The following is a 16675-nucleotide window of genomic DNA, read 5'->3' on the forward strand; positions in this document are numbered from 1 at the left end:
ATTCTACTTTGGGTAACAAACTGGAATAATAACGGAGGTTTAAATTCCATGAAAAAAATCACAGCGTTGGCAGCATCATTGTTTTGTTTGACGGCTGCATCTTTTGCTTACAATCCGCCGGTTGGTGGAGAGTATATGTACAAACTGACAAACCCGGAAATGCTTTCTGGTGCAGCATCAGCTGCCGGTGGTGCAGAATTCACTATCGTGCCGTCTTCCATTGTGTTCAATCCGGCTCTTACTGCAGGTGAACAGCGGACTGTGGCTGATTTAAGTGCTTCTGTTCTGATTAATACAAACAAGAATGATCTTCCTGGAAATGCAGATGAATCTGTTGGTTTTGGTTTTCAGCTGGGACTTATTGTTCCTTCAAGATATACAGTATTTACCGGAACAATGCAGGGACTTTTTGCAGATTTCAATGACATGAACCTTAGAAATTCCCTTTCACTTCATCTGGGTGCATCAAAAGAGATTCTTGAAAAACAGTTTTATGTTGGAATGAATCTTTATGGCGGATTCTATATGGGTGACGGTTCTGATTTTACGGCAGGTGTTGATTTAGGAACCCTTTATTTTATGCAGAAAGATCTTGGATTCCTGAAGGCTCCGCGTTTTGGTTTTGCACTTCTTAACATAGGAAAACCTTTGAGCGGTTACTATACTTACGGTGTAAAGGAAGATGAAGGTGTTCCGTCTGACGGAGATTATCCTGGAGTTCTTACACCACGTGTTTCTTTTGCAGCAACTTTATTTAAGACAGCAGATGTAAGCGGTTCTTTCAGTACGGATGTATCTTTCCCAAGCCTTAATAATGCAGTATTTGATGTTTCTTATGGAATGACTTTCTTTGATGTTATCCAGCTTAATACCGGATGGTCTGTAAACATTCTTGAACTTGCAGAAAAAGATTATACGGCTCCTCTTCCTTCTATAGGATTGAGTTTTAAATTCCGTATTAATTCTAAAAAACTTGGAAAAGAAGACTGGGCTCAGAGTGAGATAACACCTTCTCTGGCATGGCAGGAACTTTATAGCGGAATTGAAGTTGTAAGCCTTGGTGCAAAAGTAGACCTTGGTCTTGCAGACACTTCTGCTCCGGAAATTATTCTTTGGGATGAGGAGTAAGGCGCAAGATGAAAACTATTTCTAAAAAAGTAAAACTGTTGGCTGGTGCTGCTTTTGTTCTTCTTGGAACAGGTGCATTTGCAGAAAGAAGTCCTCAGTATATTTCTCCTAATAATGACGGCAGACAGGATCGTCTTGAAGTTCCTCTTAAAATAAGAGACAAGCGTTATATCAGTGCATGGAGCTTTGTTATCCGTGATGCAAACGGAAATATTGTCCGCACTATCGGTAACAAAGTTCAGAATGAAGGCCGCATGACTTTTACCGGCTTCTTCAAAAAGCTTGTAAGCCCTAAACAGAGTGTAGAAATTCCAGAAAAAATTATCTGGAACGGTTTCTGTGATGACGGTTCTCTTGCAAAGGACGGTACTTACAAATATAAGTTCTATGCGAGTGATGATTCCGGCAATCAGGGTGAATCAGATGAATATGTTGTAATTGTAGATAATACACCGCCGGTAATTAACCTTGCACAGCTTAGTTCTGATGAAAAGAATTTTGGTGAAGGTGCAAAGGCAATCCTCCGTATTAAGCAGAGCGGTTCTCTTGAAGAGCTGTGGACTGCAAAAGTAACGGATGCAGCCGGAAAAACAGTCCGCTCTTACAAATGGGAAAAGGCAGAACCTGTAAGCGTTGAATGGAACGGTATGAATGATGATAATTCCATTGTTGCAGACGGAATCTATAACTATGAAATTACTTCAACAGACCTTGCAGGAAACGTTTCTGAAAAAGCTGTAATTACAAACATTCTTTTCTCTGCAGAAAAACCTGAAACTGCCGTAGCAATTAACGGTTCAAAATATTTCTCTCCAGAAGGAAAGACTTCTAAAATCAAGAACGTAAAGCTGGATGTTTCCATTCCAAATCCTACTTCTTCCGTAAACTCTCTTACGGACTGGTCAGTAGTTATTGTAGATGAACATGATAAGGCTGTACGTGAATATACAGGTGATGCAAAAAATGCACCGAAGGGTTCACTTGTATTTGACGGAAAAGATTCTTCTGGAAATCCTCTTCCGGAAGGTCAGTACCGTGCAAAGATTTCCGCAACATATCTTAACGGATATAAACCGGAAGAAATTTATTCACCTGCATTCGTAATTGATAACAGTGCTCCTAAAGCAAGTGCAACTGTCGGCAAAACAACTTTTAACGGAAAAGATTCCCTTAAGATTGCCCTTGCAGCAAAAGCAAAACCTGCATATACAGGAGAAAAGAACTGGACTGGAACAATCGTTGATGCAAAGACCGGTGCAATTGTAAAACAGTATAACTTCGGTTCTGATCTTCCTGGAGAAGTTGAATGGGATTCAGTTTCTGATGCCGGAACAATCGCTCCTGACGGTGAGTATACATTTAAACTTGATGTAGAAGACCTTGCCGGAAACTCAGATTCAGTTTCTACTGCTAAATTTACCCTCGATACTTCAAAGACAGAAGCATATATTTCTATCAGTCCTGCAGCCTTCTCTCCAAACGGAAACGGGGTTCAGGAAGAAGTAAAGATTGCTCCAAAGGTAAATGCAGCCAGCGGTCTTAAGAATTATACAATCAGGGTTGTTGATTCAAAGAATAAAACTGTATGGGAACAGTCAGGCAACGGTAATCCGCCTGAAAGCATTCTTTGGAACGGAACATCAAATACTGGTGATACAGCCGGAGCTAAATGTGAAGACGGTGACTATCGCGTAACTCTTGATGCAGAAGCTCAGAGCGGAACAAAGGCTGCAACTGTTACAAGTCCAAAAGTAACGCTTGATACAAAGGCTCCTGTTGTAAAAGTAACACCTGCTTATACTGTATTCTCTCCTGAGGCTACAAGTACAAGACAGACTCTTCCTGTAAAAGTTGAAGAAAGTTCAACTGAAGCTTTGTGGAAGGCAGAAGTAACAGATGCAAAGTCTAAGAAAGTTGTACGCACTTATACCTGGACAAAGAGCCCTGTAAAGAATTTTGCATGGGACGGAACTGATTCCAACGGAAATAAAGTAGAAAACGGAACTTATTCAATTGCCCTTACATCAACAGATGCTGCCGGAAATACTGCAAAGGCTGTAATTGACGGTATTACTCTTGATGCACGTCCGGCAACTGCCTATGTTACAAATGACCTTACGGGATTCTCTCCTAATGGAGACGGAATTCTTGATAAACAGAAGTTTACGGTTCACACAAGTCTTAGTGAAGGAATTTCTAAGTGGAGCTTTAACATTGTAGATGCTGCCGGAAAAACTGTAAGAAGCTGGACTGAAGCAGACAGTGCAAATCTTCCTAAAGAAATTACATGGGCCGGTGATACTTCAGATAAAACTGTTGCAAACGGAACCTTTACCGGAAAACTTCACATTGAATACGAAAAGGGTAACGTGGCTGATGCTGCAACTGCACCATTCATCTGTACTGCAGAAGCTCCAAAACTTTCTGTAGGAACATCTCCAAAATGGTTCAGCCCTGATAACGACGGTACTGATGATGACCTTCAGATTAAACTTAAGGGAGAATCCCTTGCAGAATTTAAGAGCTGGAGTTTTGTAATCCGTGACCGTAACGGAAACATGTTCTGGAAGACAAGCGGTAAGTCTGCAATTACACCACGCATCATCTGGGATGGACGGGGAAGTAACGGTGAACTTGTTCAGTCTGCAGAAGATTATCCTTATGAATTCGTAGTAACTGATGAACTGGGAATGACAAGTAAGGTTGAAGGAAAGATTCAGGTAGACGTTCTTGTTGTTCGTGACGGGGACAAGCTTAAGATGCAGGTTCCTTCTATTATCTTCCGTTCAGACAATGCTGACTTTAATGTTCAGAAGCTTGATGCAAACGGAAATGTTATTACAGCCGGAATTACTGCTGAACAGGCAAAGAACAATGAGCGTGTAATTAACCGTATTGCCGAAATCCTTAAGAAATTCGGTGATTATAAAGTTGTTGTAGTCGGACATGCTAATCCTTCTACAAACGATCCTGCAGAAGAGACAACGGATAATCCTTCTAAGTGGGGACCTGCTTTAGGACCGCTTTCTCTTAAACGTGCAGAGTTTGTTAAGAATCAGCTTATTAAGCTTGGTATTTCTAAGAGTCGTCTTGGTGCAGAAGGTAAGGGTGGTACAGAACCTGTTGCCGATACAAAAGACAAGACGGTTAACTGGAAGAACCGCCGCGTAGAGTTTATTCTTGAAAAATAAACCGGAGTTTTAATAACTGAAGGCTGTCTGAGAGGCACTTGTGTTTTTCGGACAGCCTTTTTGAATTCTAAAAGATAACTGTAAATTTCAGCTTAGTTGCATAGAATGCAATTAAATGTTGTAGCATTATCAACTATTATATGGTATGATGTTGCGCGACTTTAGCTAAAAGAAGATGTTTTTAGATTTCGAGGTTATTAAATGTCACGTTATTTATTAAAACGCATTGCTACGGCTCTGTTTACGGCATATCTTGTAGCAACGCTTACGTTTTTTATTATGAATCTTGTGCCTGGAGGACCTTTTCTTGCAGAAAAAGCAGTAACACCACAGGCTCAGGCTGCAATGGAGGCTAAATACGGTTTGGATAAGCCTCTGGGTAAGCAGTATCTTACCTATATGAATGGTCTTGTTCATGGAGATCTCGGTCTTTCCATTAAAAAGAGGGGAAGAACGGTTACGGAAATCATTTCTACAAAATTTCCTGTTTCTGCCCGTCTTGGTGGAATAGCCATGCTGGTTGCCGTACTTGTAGGAGTTCCGCTGGGAGCTGTTGCTGCATTTAAGCGCGGAAAAACAATCGATAATATTCTTGTAGTTCTTTCTACCGCCGGAATTGCGATTCCAAGTTTTCTTTCTTCTACACTTCTTCTTTATGTGTTCAGTACAAAACTTAAACTTCTTTCTTCTATAGGTCTTGATTCCCCTTCAAATTATATAATGCCGGTAATAGCCCTTGCCCTGTATCCGACTTTCTATATTGCACGCCTCATGCGTTCTTCTATGCTGGATGTAATGGGTCAGGATTATATGCGTACTGCCCGTGCAAAAGGTGTAAGTACGGTAAAAATGATTTTTAAGCATGCTTTGAGAAATGCAATCCTTCCTGTAATTACATATATGGGACCTCTTCTTGCATCCCTTATGACTGGAAGCTTTATTATAGAAAAGATTTTTAATATTCCGGGACTGGGTTCTGAATTTGTCGGAGCAATTACCAGCCGTGATTATCCTATGATTATGGGTACGACAATTTTCCTTGCGGTATTCGTTATTTTTATGAATGTGCTTGTTGATATTGCCTATGCAATCGTTGACCCTAGAATTAAACTTAAGTAAGGAAAAGAAGATGAATAAGAATCCTTTGAGTTTTCAGCTGAAAGTGGATGATTTTGTTGCAGCTTCAGCTTCAGAAAAAGAATCTTTGACAGTAATGCGTGAATCCGTAGGCTTCTGGAAGGACGGTCTCCGCAGGTTTACAAAAAATAAAATAGCAATGACAGCCCTTGTTATTGTTCTTTTGATAGTAGTGCTTTGTTTTATAGTTCCTGCTTTTTATCCGTATAAGTATGAACAGCAGATGAAGGGAAGTGAACGTCTTGCTCCGATGCAGTATTCAAAAATTGAACAGCAGCAGATTGATGCAGGAGAGTCAGTTTTCCCTCATATTCTTGGAACAGACAGTAACGGCCGTGATTATGCAATCCGTGTAATGGTTGGCGGACGGGTTTCTCTTATGGTTGGTATCGTAGCTTCCCTTCTTATCCTTGTAATTGGTTCGCTTTACGGTGCAATTTCCGGATATTTCGGCGGAATTGTAGATCTTATAATGATGCGTATCGTTGATATTATTTATACAGTTCCGGATGTTCTGATAATCATTCTTCTTGCACAGATTCTTAAGTTTCCGCTGCAGTCTCTTGGAGAAGTATCAGGATTCGGATGGATACAGAAACTTGGTCCAAACATGATTTCAATGTTTATCGTATTTGCCCTTTTGTACTGGGTTGGGATGGCACGCATCGTACGCTCGCAGATTATGGTTCTTAAACAGAATGAATATGTTACTGCAGCCCGTGCTCTCGGTGCAAAAAAGCGCCGCATTATCGGTAAGCACCTTATTACAAACTGTATTGGAACACTTATTGTAACAACGACTCTTCAGATTCCGTCATCTATTTTTACAGAGTCATTCCTGTCTTTCCTTGGTCTTGGTGTTCAGGCTCCGATGCCTTCTCTGGGTTCTTTGGCTTCTGCTGCACTTAACGGCTTCCAGTCATTCCCGGAAAAACTTTTTGCACCGGCATTTCTTATTTTTATCATTATTCTGAGTTTTAATCTTTTGGGCGATGGTCTTCGTGATGCATTTGATCCAAAACTTAAGTCTTAATCAACGGCAGGTGAAAAAATGGCAGACAATGAATTGTTAGTAGATATTCAGCATGAAAAGCTTTCGTTTTTTACCCCGGCTGGTGAAGTAAAGGCTTTAAACGATGTAACTCTTCAGATGAGAAAGGGTGAAGTTCTTGGTATTGTAGGTGAATCAGGCAGCGGTAAGTCTGTAACGGCATATTCTGTAATGGGTCTTACTGCAGAGAACGGAAAGATTACCGGCGGAACAGTTACTTTTAACGGTCACCGCATTGATCAGATGTCAGAAAAAGAACTTCGCAAAATACGCGGTAAAGAAGTAAGTATTATCTTTCAGGATCCTATGACTTCTTTAAATCCTGTATGGACTATAGGAAACCAGATAGAAGAAGCTATTAAACTTCATACAAATAAAACCGGTAAAGAAGCTAAGGAACGTGTAAAGGAACTTCTTACTCTTGTAGGAATCAATGAACCGGAAAAGCGAATGAAGCAGTATCCTCATGAACTTTCCGGCGGTATGAGGCAGCGTGTTGTTATTGCAATTGCCCTTGCCTGTGAACCGGAACTTCTTATTGCAGATGAACCTACGACAGCTCTTGATGTTACGATTCAGGCACAGATTCTTGATCTTATGCAGGAACTTAAGCGCAAGCTGGGTATGGGTATTATTATGATTACTCATGATCTGGGTGTTGTTGCTTCTATGTGTGATCATATTGCGGTTATGTATGCCGGAGAAATTGTTGAATACGGAACAACCGATGATATTTTCTACAATCCGCAGCATGAATATACCCGCGGACTTTTACGTTCAATTCCTAAATTCCACGAAAAAGATTATTCAAAGCTTATTCCTATTGAAGGACAGCCTGTAGACTTGCTTAATCCTCCGAAAGGCTGCGGTTTTGCTCCACGCTGTTCCAACTGTATGAAGATTTGTCTTGAGCAGAAACCTGTACGTAATGAATATAAGAGTCTTGGCGGTGCAGCAATTGGAGAAAACGTTCATTACGGAAGATGCTGGCTTGAACAGAAGGCACAGATGCTCGGCAGTGCAGAAGCTGTAGTAAATCCGACTAACACTGAGGTAAAAGCAGATGAGTGAAACAAAAAAACTTCTTGAGATAAATCATTTAAAGCAGTATTTCCCTGTTGCAGGTACAAATAAAATAGTTCATGCCGTTGATGACGTAAGCTTTTTTATTAACAGAGGAGAAACTTTTGGTCTTGTAGGTGAATCCGGATGTGGAAAAACTACAACAGGCCGTTCTATTTTACGTCTTCATGAACCTACTGCAGGACAGATTATTTACGACGGAAAGGTTATTTTTGACAGCGAAAACAATATAAAAGAAAAAATGCTGCCTTACCGCCGTAAGATGCAGATTGTATTTCAGGATCCTTATGCTTCTCTTGACCCTCGTATGACAGTAGGTGACATTGTTGGAGAAGCCCTGGATATTCATCATCTGTATTCTGATAAGAAAGAACGTCGTGAAAAGATTATTTCGCTTCTTTCTACGGTAGGTCTTAACAGTGAACATGCAAACCGCTTCCCTCATGAATTTTCAGGCGGACAGAGACAGCGTATCGGTATTGCCCGTGCTCTTGCCGTAGATCCAGAGTTTATTGTATGTGATGAACCTGTAAGTGCCCTGGACGTTTCCATTCAGGCTCAGGTTGTAAATATGTTTGAAGATCTTCAGAAAGAGCGTTCCCTTACTTATCTTTTTATTGCTCATGATCTTTCTGTAGTAAATCATATTTCAAGCAGAATCGGTGTTATGTACCTTGGGCACATGGTTGAGGTTGCAGAGGCAGAAGAGATTATTTTCCATTCCCTTCATCCGTATACTCGTTCCCTTATTTCTGCTGTTCCGATTGCTGATCCTAAAGTTGCCCGTGCAAGTAAACGCATCATTCTTCAGGGGGATGTACCTTCTCCGGTTAATCCGCCTTCAGGATGTCCGTTCCGCACCCGCTGTCCTTATGCTGACGACCTTTGTGCTGCTCAGAAGCCGGAATTTAAGGAAGTAACAAGCGGACATTACGCTGCATGTCATCATCTGGATAAGCTTAACTAGCATATTTTTTATGAAGCTGCAGTCTTCTGCAGTTTCTAGGAGGATATATGAAAAAAAGTGTAATTGCTATTTCGGTAATTGCAATGATTGCAATGCTTCCTTCATGTGGAAAAAAGAAGTCTGCACTGGAAGAAGCAATTTCTAAGGCAGAGAAGAATAAGACTGCACTTCACGTACAGGTTGGACCTTCTCCAGAAACAATTGACCCGGCCCTTAACAGTGCTGTTGATGGTGCAAACATGATTCTTCATTCATTTGAAGGTCTTCTTAAGTTTGACCGTGACAACAACATCGTTGCTGGTCTTGCAGAAAGCTGGGAACAGTCTGATGATGGTCTTACATGGACATTCCACCTTCGTCCAAACCTTAAGTGGTCAGACGGAAGTGCACTTACAGCAGAAGATTTTGTTTATTCATGGAAACGTGTAGCTGATCCTGCTACTGCTGCTCCTTACGGATATGACCTTCTTAATATGGTTGTTGGTTTTGACAAGGCAGAAGCTGGTGATGTAGATGCTCTTGGTGTAGAAGCACCTGATGCAAATACATTTGTAGTTCACCTTACAGATCCTTGTATTTATTTTGATAAGATTGCTGCATTTGCTGTTCTTGTTCCAGTTCAGAAAGCAACAATCGAAGCTAACGGAGAAAGCTGGACTATTGATCCAAAAACTTATGTAACAGACGGTCCATACTTTATGGCTGAATTTACAGACGGTCTGCGCATTGTATTCCAGAAGAACCCATATTACTGGGATGCAGACAATATAACTTTTGATTTTATCATCTGGCATCTTATTGAAGACCCTAACACTTCTTATACTGCTTACAATCAGGGCACACTTCAGATGATTAAGGATGTTCCTACTGAAGAAATTCCTTCACTCCGCGGTTCATCTCAGTTCTATTCAGCACCAATCATGGGTACTTACTATGTAACATTCAACGTAGAAAGAAAGCCTTTCAATGATCCACGTGTTCGTGAAGCTCTTTCTCTTGCAATTGACCGCAAGTATGTTGCAAATGTAATCATGCAGGGTACATATATTCCTGCAAAGAACTTTGTAGGACCAGGTGTATCTGATGCTGCTCCAGGTTCTTCTTTTGAAGAATATACAACAGCAAATTACGGTGACTATTTTGATGTAGAAAACTATGCAGCTGATCTTGAAAAAGCAAAGAAACTTCTTGCAGAAGCAGGATATCCGAACGGAAAAGGATTCCCGGCATTTGAATATCTTACAAATGATTCTCTTTATCACAAGCCTGTAGCTGAATATCTTCAGTCTGCTTATGCTCAGCTTGGAATTACTATGAAGATTAACATTCAGGAATGGAAGACTGTAACAGCTGACCGCCGCTCAGGTAACTTTGATGTTGCACGTAACGGATGGGTTTATGACTGGGATGATCCTTCTAACATGATTAACCTTCTTGAAACTGGCAACGGTAACAACGACGGTAAATATTCTTCAAAGGCATTTGATGGTCTTGTAAGAAAGGCTCGTGCTACAGTAAATGTTGCTGATCACTACAAGTATCTTCATGAAGCTGAACAGGTTCTTCTTAAGGATGCAGCTATGGCTCCAGTTGCTTATTACAACGAAGTATGGATGCAGGTAGACAACCTTAAGGATACCTGGCATTCACCTTATGGATACTGGTATTTTATGTACGGTAAATTAGAGTAGTCTAAGTGACATTTTTGCAGGCTTCGAGAGTGGCCTGTAAGTGTTGCCTGCACAGCCGCACGCACTTGCTACGGCTGTGTGTACGGTCATCTTGAGTAGTTTAAGTGACATTTTGCAGGCTTCGAGAGGGGCTTGTAAGTGTTGCCTGCACAGCCGCACGCACTTGCTACGGCTGTGTGTACGGTCATCTTGAGTAGTTTAAGTGACTTTTGAATAATTAAGCCTGCAATTTTTGAGGGTAACTTCAGAGATTGCAGGCTTTTTTTGCTGGTTTTTATTGTTTTTATTATCTACAAATCCGATTAAAAATTGGTATAATGTTGTTTATTAAGGTTAGGAGTTTAAAAATGATTACTGGCGAAATAAAAAACAAAATAGATTCAATCTGGGACGACTTTTTCAGTGCAGGTATGAGCGAATATCTGACTGTCATTGAACAGTTCTCATATCTTATGTTTATACATTCTCTTGATGAGGTTGAAAATGAAACCGAACAGTACGAAAAAATGTCAGGAGAAAAGAAGGAACATATTTTCCCAGAAGATAAACAGAAATACCGCTGGCATATTTTTAAGACCTTTGAAGAAACAGAACTTTTTAATTTGATGAACAAAGAGATTTTTCCGTTCATCAAAAAAATAAATGCAAACGAAGAAAGTGCTTTTGCCCGCTACATGAAAGATGCTGCCTTCTCTATTCCAAGCCCGCAGACCTTAAAAGCTGTAATTACAAAGCTTGATGAACTTTTTGAAAATCCAGAAGTTCAAGCCCGTGACATGCTTGGTGATATTTACGAATATGTTTTGAGCAAGATGAATTCTAGTGGCCAGGTAGGAATGTTCCGTACTCCAAAACAGATTCGCGACATGATGGTTCAGCTGATTCGTCCACAACCAATGGATACAATCTGTGACCCGGCTTGTGGTACAGCAGGCTTCCTTATTTCTTCTGCAGAATTTATCCGCGACACATACGGAAACAAGATGGGCGATAAAGAATGGGAGCATTATTCAAAAGGACTTCTTACTGGTTTTGACACAGGAAGTACAATGCTCAAAATTTCCGCAATGAACCTTCTGCTCCACTCAATTCATGAGCCGCATATTGCTTATCAGGACAGTGTAAGTAAAAATAACGAAATTGAAGGTGAATTTGATATTATTCTTGCAAATCCGCCGTTTACAGGAAGCGTAAATAAATCAACAATTGCGGAAAGTCTTACAAACGTATGTTCTACAACCAAAACCGAACTTCTTTTTGTTGCCTTGTTTATCCGTATGCTTAAGAAAGGCGGCCGATGTGCTTGTATTGTTCCTGATGGAGTTTTGTTTGGTTCATCTAATGCACATAAAGCTCTTCGCAAAGAGCTGGTAGAAAACCATCAGCTTGCAGCAGTTATCAGTATGCCAAGCGGTGTATTTAAGCCTTATGCCGGAGTAAGTACAGGTATTCTTGTTTTCACAAAAACAGGTGCAGGTGGAACAGACAATGTCTGGTTCTATGATATGAAAGCAGACGGATACTCGCTTGATGATAAACGCCAGCCAATTGAAGCAAATGACATTCCAGATATCATCAAACGCTTTCACAATCTTGAAGCAGAAAAAGACCGCAAACGTACCGAGCAGTCTTTCTTTGTTCCAAAGTCAGAAATTGTCGCAAATAATTATGACTTGAGCATCAACAAGTACAAAGAAGTTGTTTACGAAAAGGTTGAATATCCTGCTCCAAAAGTTCTTATTGGTGAAATTAAGGATTTGCAGAAAGAAATAGCTGCTGATTTGTCTGAATTAGAGAAAATGCTCGGAGAATAATTGATGGAAAGTCAGAACATAGAATATAAAAAAACTTGGCGTGATGAATACCTCAAATGGATTTGTGCATTTGCAAATACTGAGGGCGGAAAGCTTTATATCGGCATAGACGACAATGGAAATGTTTGCGGTGTAGATGATCCTCATAAGCTGAGTGAAGATATTCCAAATAAAATCCGTAATACAATGGGATTAATCTGTACGGTGAATCTTCTTAATAAAAATGGTTTGGATTATTTTGAAATTATCACTGAAAAATACCCATTCCCTGTAAGTTATCACGGAAAATATTACAGACGAACTGGTTCAACAATGCAGGAAGTAAGCGGTGTTGAACTTGATAAAATGATTCTATCTGTACAAGGACGCACTTGGGATTCTATTCCAGTTCCACATATTTCAGTTGATGATTTGGAAAATGACGCAATTAGACTTTTCAAAAAAAAGGCGCTGGATTCTGGTCGTCTTGATGAAGCCGCTTTGAATGTATCAAGCAAAACTCTTATTCAGAATCTTCATATTACAGAAGGTGAATATTTAACTCGTGCCTGCATGCTTGCTTTTCATCCTGACCCGGAAAAATGGGTAACAGGGGCATATATTAAAGTCGCATATTTTGAAAACGATGCTGATATTTTGTATCAGGATGAAATACACGGTCCGCTTATTTTGCAGGTAGAAAAGACAATGGATCTCATATACTCAAAGTACATGAAAGCCCTTATTTCTTATGATGATATATATAGAAAAGAAACATTCTTTTTTCCTCGTGCGGCATTCCGTGAACTGCTTTTAAATGCAGTAATTCATAAGGATTATCTTTCTACTACTCCAATTCAGATTCGCATTTACAAAGATAAAATCAGACTCTGGAATGACGGTGCACTTCCAAAAGAAGTTCCGGTTGAAGATTTGTTCAAAGAACATGTTTCAAAACCATGCAATCCTAATCTTGCAAATGTATTCTTTAAGTGCGGTATGATTGAAAGCTGGGCGCGCGGTTTTAATAAAATAAAAAGATATTGTGAAGAAGAAAACGCAAAACTGCCTGTAATTGACCTTTCTCTTGGTGGTGTTACAGCCCGCTGTTTTGCTTCTGATAAATATCTGGCACTTATGAACGAGCATCAAGAGACAGAAAATGTCCCTTTAAATGTCCCTTTAAATGTCCTTTTAACCGAACGCCAGAAAACAATCTTTGAAATGATTGTAAATGACAACACTATTACAGCAGCAATTATTGCAGATAAGCTTGGGAAGAATGAAAAAACAATCAAGCGTGATATAGACGAATTGAAGAAACAAAATCTTTTAAAGCATTCTGATTCTAGAAACAACGGCTATTGGATAATTTTGTCAGGAGCTGAAAAATGAGCGAATGGAAGACGGTGAGACTTGGGGATGTTTGTGAAATTGTTACTGGTGGTACTCCGAGTACAGCAAAAGAAGATTATTGGAAAAACGGTAACATTCCCTGGTTGCAATCTGGAGCTTGTCAGAATTGTTTTGTAAATTCAACTGATACATTTATTACAAAAGAAGGTCTTAATAACAGTTCGGCTAAATTAATGCCGAGTGATACTGTATTAATTGCTTTAACAGGTGCTACTACAGGTAAAGTTGGTTATTTAACTTTTGAGGCGTGTGCTAATCAGTCTGTAACAGGAATTCTTCCAAATAATATTTTTTCACAATTATATTTATATTACTTTTTAATAAGTCAAAGAGCAAAAATCCTTTCAGATAGTTATGGAGGAGCTCAAAAGCATATCTCGCAAGGGTATGTCAAAAATATTGTAGCACCTCTCCCGCCTCTCGACGAGCAGAAGCACATCGCCTTTGTTTTGGACAAATGTAATAAGCTTATCGCCAAGTACAAGCATATGCTCGGAAAATACGATACACTCATCAAATCCCGATTTATCGAGATGTTTGGGGATCCCTTATCTAATCCAAAAGAATGGAAAAAAAAAGAATTACAAGAACTTGTAACAGATGATTGTACAATAAGCTATGGTATTGTTCAAACTGGAGAGAATCAAAAAGAAGGGATAAAAGTATTTAGACCAATAGACATTGTAAATAGAAAACCTGTATTGTCGGGATTAATTAAAACAACTGAAGAAATCTCGAATAAGTATAAAAAAACACTTTTAAAAGGTCACGAACTTTTAATTACTGTCCGAGCAAATATTGGGGATACTTGTGTAATTGGATCTGAATTTAAAGGTTGTAATGTCGGAAGAGGAATTGTTCCTATTAGAACTAATGAAAGTCTTATTACACTTGAGTTTTTGAAGAATCAGTTTGATACAGTTGAAATGAATCGATATGTAAAAAGTCTAGCAAAAGGCATTACTTTAATTCAATTGAATATGGAAGATTTACGAAAAATCAATTTAATTGTGCCACCATTAGAGCTTCAAAATCAATTTAATTCCTTCGTCCAGCAAATCGACAAATCAAAATTTGCCGTGCAGAAATCGCTCAAAAAAGCTGAAACTTTATATAAATCCTTAATGCAGGAGTATTTTGGATAAGGTTAGCTTTTATTTTAGGTAAATTATTAAAGAGAAAAGAAGAGCGAAAATTAAAAAAATTGGAAAAAATATAGAAAATGGAGAATAAGTTTGATTACTTTCTTGAATTTGATGACTCTGAAAAAGCAAAGGAAATTTATGCTAGATTTGGACTCTGCGTTTATACATTTCAAGTTTTAGAGCATCAACTAATGAACATGCTGCTAATAAAAGCAAAATCCGAAAAGATTGATATGTCATCTAAAGAATATGATGATATTTTTTATTCTTATAGTGATAAAACTATGGGTAAGCTAATTGAAAAAGTTGTGCAGCTATATGATATTCCAGATATAAAACGTCAAGAACTTTGGAATATTCATCAAAAAAGAAATTACTATGTTCACCATTATTTTAAAGATCATTCAGCGCATTTCTTTTCTGAAAAAAAGCAGATAAAAATGCTAGAAGAAATTATTACTACTACAGAAGAAACAATGTCTTTTGACACTTTTTTAGAAAATCTGACTCAACCAATAATGGATAAGATGAACATAAACCAAGAATATTTTGATTATTGGTATAAACAAATGATACATGGAGAAGATATTAATTCATTAAAATTTACGAAAACTAAATGATCAGAGGTATATATATAAATTATGCAAGAATATGTTGATTTATTAAGTCGAGAAGACGATATTAAGCAGATTATTAATATAATAGAAAAAATCTCTAAAAGGAAAAATAATACAGTTTCCTTTGCTATTGAAGGTGAATGGGGCTGTGGTAAAAGTTGGTTAATAAATAAACTTGCTTCCGAACTTTATGATATGCAAGATATTGATATCGCTGGTGGGAAATATTGTGTCTTGAAATTTAATCCTTGGGAATATGATTATTACGATGAACCATTATTATCTTTAATACTTAGCTTAAAAAATCAAGTTAATGCTGAAAACTCTTTTTTTAGGGTAAATGAAGAACATAAAAAGATGTTTACAGATTCTATGAAAATTTTAGCAAATGAATTGGTTTATCCAATTTTAGATATTATTTCCTTTGTAACAGTCAATCCTTCTTTTTCAATTTTTGGCAGGTTATTTATTTATAAAACAAATAAGTATAAGAAAGAATTAGATAAAAAAGAAAATGAAGAAAAAAATCAAAAAAAGAATTTAAATCCATATATTGACTTAGAAGAATTAATGAAAAAAATTGTTATCGGATTAAAAAAAATAACTAAAGATAAAACTATTATTCTTCTAGTAGACGAATTAGATAGATGCCTACCTAATTATTCAATAAAAGTTCTGGAGCGGATGCATCATCTAACACAAAATGTAAATAATCTACAAATAATATATACCATCAACAGGAACCAGGTGAATGAAACTATTAAGAAAGTTTATGGCTCGGAAATAGAGCCGAAAGAATATCTTAAGAAATTTATTTCTTTTAGTATTAAACTTTTACCAGGAAATCTAAATCAAAATTTTATTAATCAGAATAAGTCTATATTTGAGAATTTTGATTTTATATTTACAGATAATTTCGATATTGAAATTGCTTTTAGATTTATACTTCCAAATATTAATATGCGAGAAAGAGAGAATGTTCTTGAGAAGATAAAACTCGTAAATTCTATACTAAATGAAAAAGACGAAATGCTGGATTATTCGATTTTATATGTAGAATTATTATTGGTGTATTGTTTTTATTTTGAAATAAATATTTATAATATCTCTCCATTTTATGATAATGAAACTCATTCTATTATAATTTCACCTTTATTTGAAAATTCAGAATTTCTATCTCCTTATTTTGAGAATCTTAGACACTGTCATTCTGTAAAACATAAAAGCCATGGATATGAAGGTTTTTATGAAGCATCTATTGAATATGTAATATGCAATTTGTTAAAAAATCTTGAAGTACAAAAAATACAGGAATATTCAATTGCATGGGAACAAGAGTTTTATAATAATAGTCTGAATTTTCTTAACAATTTTGTTGAACTTTATAAAAGTCTAGATGTTTGATTCATAAGCATTATTATTATCCATAATCTGAAAATCCATTATAGGCTCGAAT

The 16675-nt window shown here is 37.8% G+C and carries 12 protein-coding genes; all 12 read left to right on the plus strand.

Features of this window, described 5'->3' with window-relative positions; translation table 11 throughout:
- The first annotated feature begins 48 nt into the window (after nt 1-48).
- The 12 genes from HNP77_RS06785 (at nt 49) to HNP77_RS06840 (ending at nt 16623) form a co-directional block, all read left to right on the plus strand.
- On the plus strand, nt 49-1128 hold the full coding sequence (locus HNP77_RS06785; protein ID WP_184652422.1) for a hypothetical protein: 1080 nt from the start codon (nt 49-51) through the stop codon (nt 1126-1128).
- 8 nt (nt 1129-1136) lie between these two features.
- On the plus strand, nt 1137-4319 hold the full coding sequence (locus tag HNP77_RS06790; protein ID WP_184652423.1) for a FlgD immunoglobulin-like domain containing protein: 3183 nt from the start codon (nt 1137-1139) through the stop codon (nt 4317-4319).
- Between the two features lie 201 nt (nt 4320-4520).
- The gene (locus HNP77_RS06795; protein ID WP_184652424.1) at nt 4521-5438 is read left to right on the plus strand and encodes an ABC transporter permease; all 918 of its coding nucleotides are present in this window, start codon (nt 4521-4523) and stop codon (nt 5436-5438) included.
- Between the two features lie 10 nt (nt 5439-5448).
- Complete coding sequence (locus HNP77_RS06800; protein WP_184652425.1) at nt 5449-6489, plus strand: ABC transporter permease; 1041 nt, start codon at nt 5449-5451, stop codon at nt 6487-6489.
- Nucleotides 6490-6507: 18 nt separating this feature from the next.
- Nucleotides 6508-7578, plus strand: a complete 1071-nt coding sequence (locus HNP77_RS06805; RefSeq protein WP_184652426.1) for an ABC transporter ATP-binding protein — start codon at nt 6508-6510, stop codon at nt 7576-7578.
- Nucleotides 7571-8557: an ABC transporter ATP-binding protein gene (locus tag HNP77_RS06810; RefSeq protein WP_184652427.1), complete on the plus strand. Its 987-nt coding sequence runs from the start codon at nt 7571-7573 to the stop codon at nt 8555-8557. Before HNP77_RS06805 ends, HNP77_RS06810 begins: the two co-directional genes overlap by 8 nt.
- A 47-nt stretch (nt 8558-8604) precedes the next feature.
- A complete protein-coding gene (locus HNP77_RS06815) occupies nt 8605-10248 on the plus strand; it encodes a peptide ABC transporter substrate-binding protein (protein WP_184652428.1) in 1644 nt (547 codons plus the stop codon).
- Nucleotides 10249-10595: 347 nt separating this feature from the next.
- On the plus strand, nt 10596-12062 hold the full coding sequence (locus HNP77_RS06820) for a type I restriction-modification system subunit M (protein WP_184652429.1): 1467 nt from the start codon (nt 10596-10598) through the stop codon (nt 12060-12062).
- Between the two features lie 3 nt (nt 12063-12065).
- Nucleotides 12066-13436 carry an ATP-binding protein gene (locus HNP77_RS06825; protein WP_184652430.1) on the plus strand — a complete coding sequence of 457 codons (1371 nt, stop codon included), beginning with the start codon at nt 12066-12068 and terminating at the stop codon, nt 13434-13436.
- Entirely contained in the window at nt 13433-14602 is a 1170-nt protein-coding gene (locus tag HNP77_RS06830; protein WP_184652431.1) for a restriction endonuclease subunit S, read from the plus strand. The genes HNP77_RS06825 and HNP77_RS06830 overlap by 4 nt, the downstream gene beginning before the upstream one ends.
- Before the next feature lie 77 nt (nt 14603-14679).
- The gene (locus HNP77_RS06835; protein WP_184652432.1) at nt 14680-15222 is read left to right on the plus strand and encodes a hypothetical protein; all 543 of its coding nucleotides are present in this window, start codon (nt 14680-14682) and stop codon (nt 15220-15222) included.
- A 21-nt stretch (nt 15223-15243) separates the two neighbouring features.
- Nucleotides 15244-16623, plus strand: a complete 1380-nt coding sequence (locus HNP77_RS06840) for a KAP family P-loop NTPase fold protein (RefSeq protein ID WP_184652433.1) — start codon at nt 15244-15246, stop codon at nt 16621-16623.
- The last annotated feature ends 52 nt before the right edge of the window (nt 16624-16675 follow it).

Source organism: Treponema rectale, assembly GCF_014202035.1.
GTDB lineage: Bacteria > Spirochaetota > Spirochaetia > Treponematales > Treponemataceae > Treponema_D > Treponema_D rectale.

Coding starts and splice junctions, on each gene's coding strand:
- HNP77_RS06820 (WP_184652429.1), top strand. CDS start 10,596: ATGATTACTGGCGAAATAAAAAACAAAATAGATTCAATCTGGGACGAC.
- HNP77_RS06825 (WP_184652430.1), top strand. CDS start 12,066: ATGGAAAGTCAGAACATAGAATATAAAAAAACTTGGCGTGATGAATAC.
- HNP77_RS06835 (WP_184652432.1), top strand. CDS start 14,680: ATGGAGAATAAGTTTGATTACTTTCTTGAATTTGATGACTCTGAAAAA.
- HNP77_RS06815 (WP_184652428.1), top strand. CDS start 8,605: ATGAAAAAAAGTGTAATTGCTATTTCGGTAATTGCAATGATTGCAATG.
- HNP77_RS06840 (WP_184652433.1), top strand. CDS start 15,244: ATGCAAGAATATGTTGATTTATTAAGTCGAGAAGACGATATTAAGCAG.
- HNP77_RS06800 (WP_184652425.1), top strand. CDS start 5,449: ATGAATAAGAATCCTTTGAGTTTTCAGCTGAAAGTGGATGATTTTGTT.
- HNP77_RS06790 (WP_184652423.1), top strand. CDS start 1,137: ATGAAAACTATTTCTAAAAAAGTAAAACTGTTGGCTGGTGCTGCTTTT.
- HNP77_RS06785 (WP_184652422.1), top strand. CDS start 49: ATGAAAAAAATCACAGCGTTGGCAGCATCATTGTTTTGTTTGACGGCT.
- HNP77_RS06805 (WP_184652426.1), top strand. CDS start 6,508: ATGGCAGACAATGAATTGTTAGTAGATATTCAGCATGAAAAGCTTTCG.
- HNP77_RS06810 (WP_184652427.1), top strand. CDS start 7,571: ATGAGTGAAACAAAAAAACTTCTTGAGATAAATCATTTAAAGCAGTAT.
- HNP77_RS06795 (WP_184652424.1), top strand. CDS start 4,521: ATGTCACGTTATTTATTAAAACGCATTGCTACGGCTCTGTTTACGGCA.
- HNP77_RS06830 (WP_184652431.1), top strand. CDS start 13,433: ATGAGCGAATGGAAGACGGTGAGACTTGGGGATGTTTGTGAAATTGTT.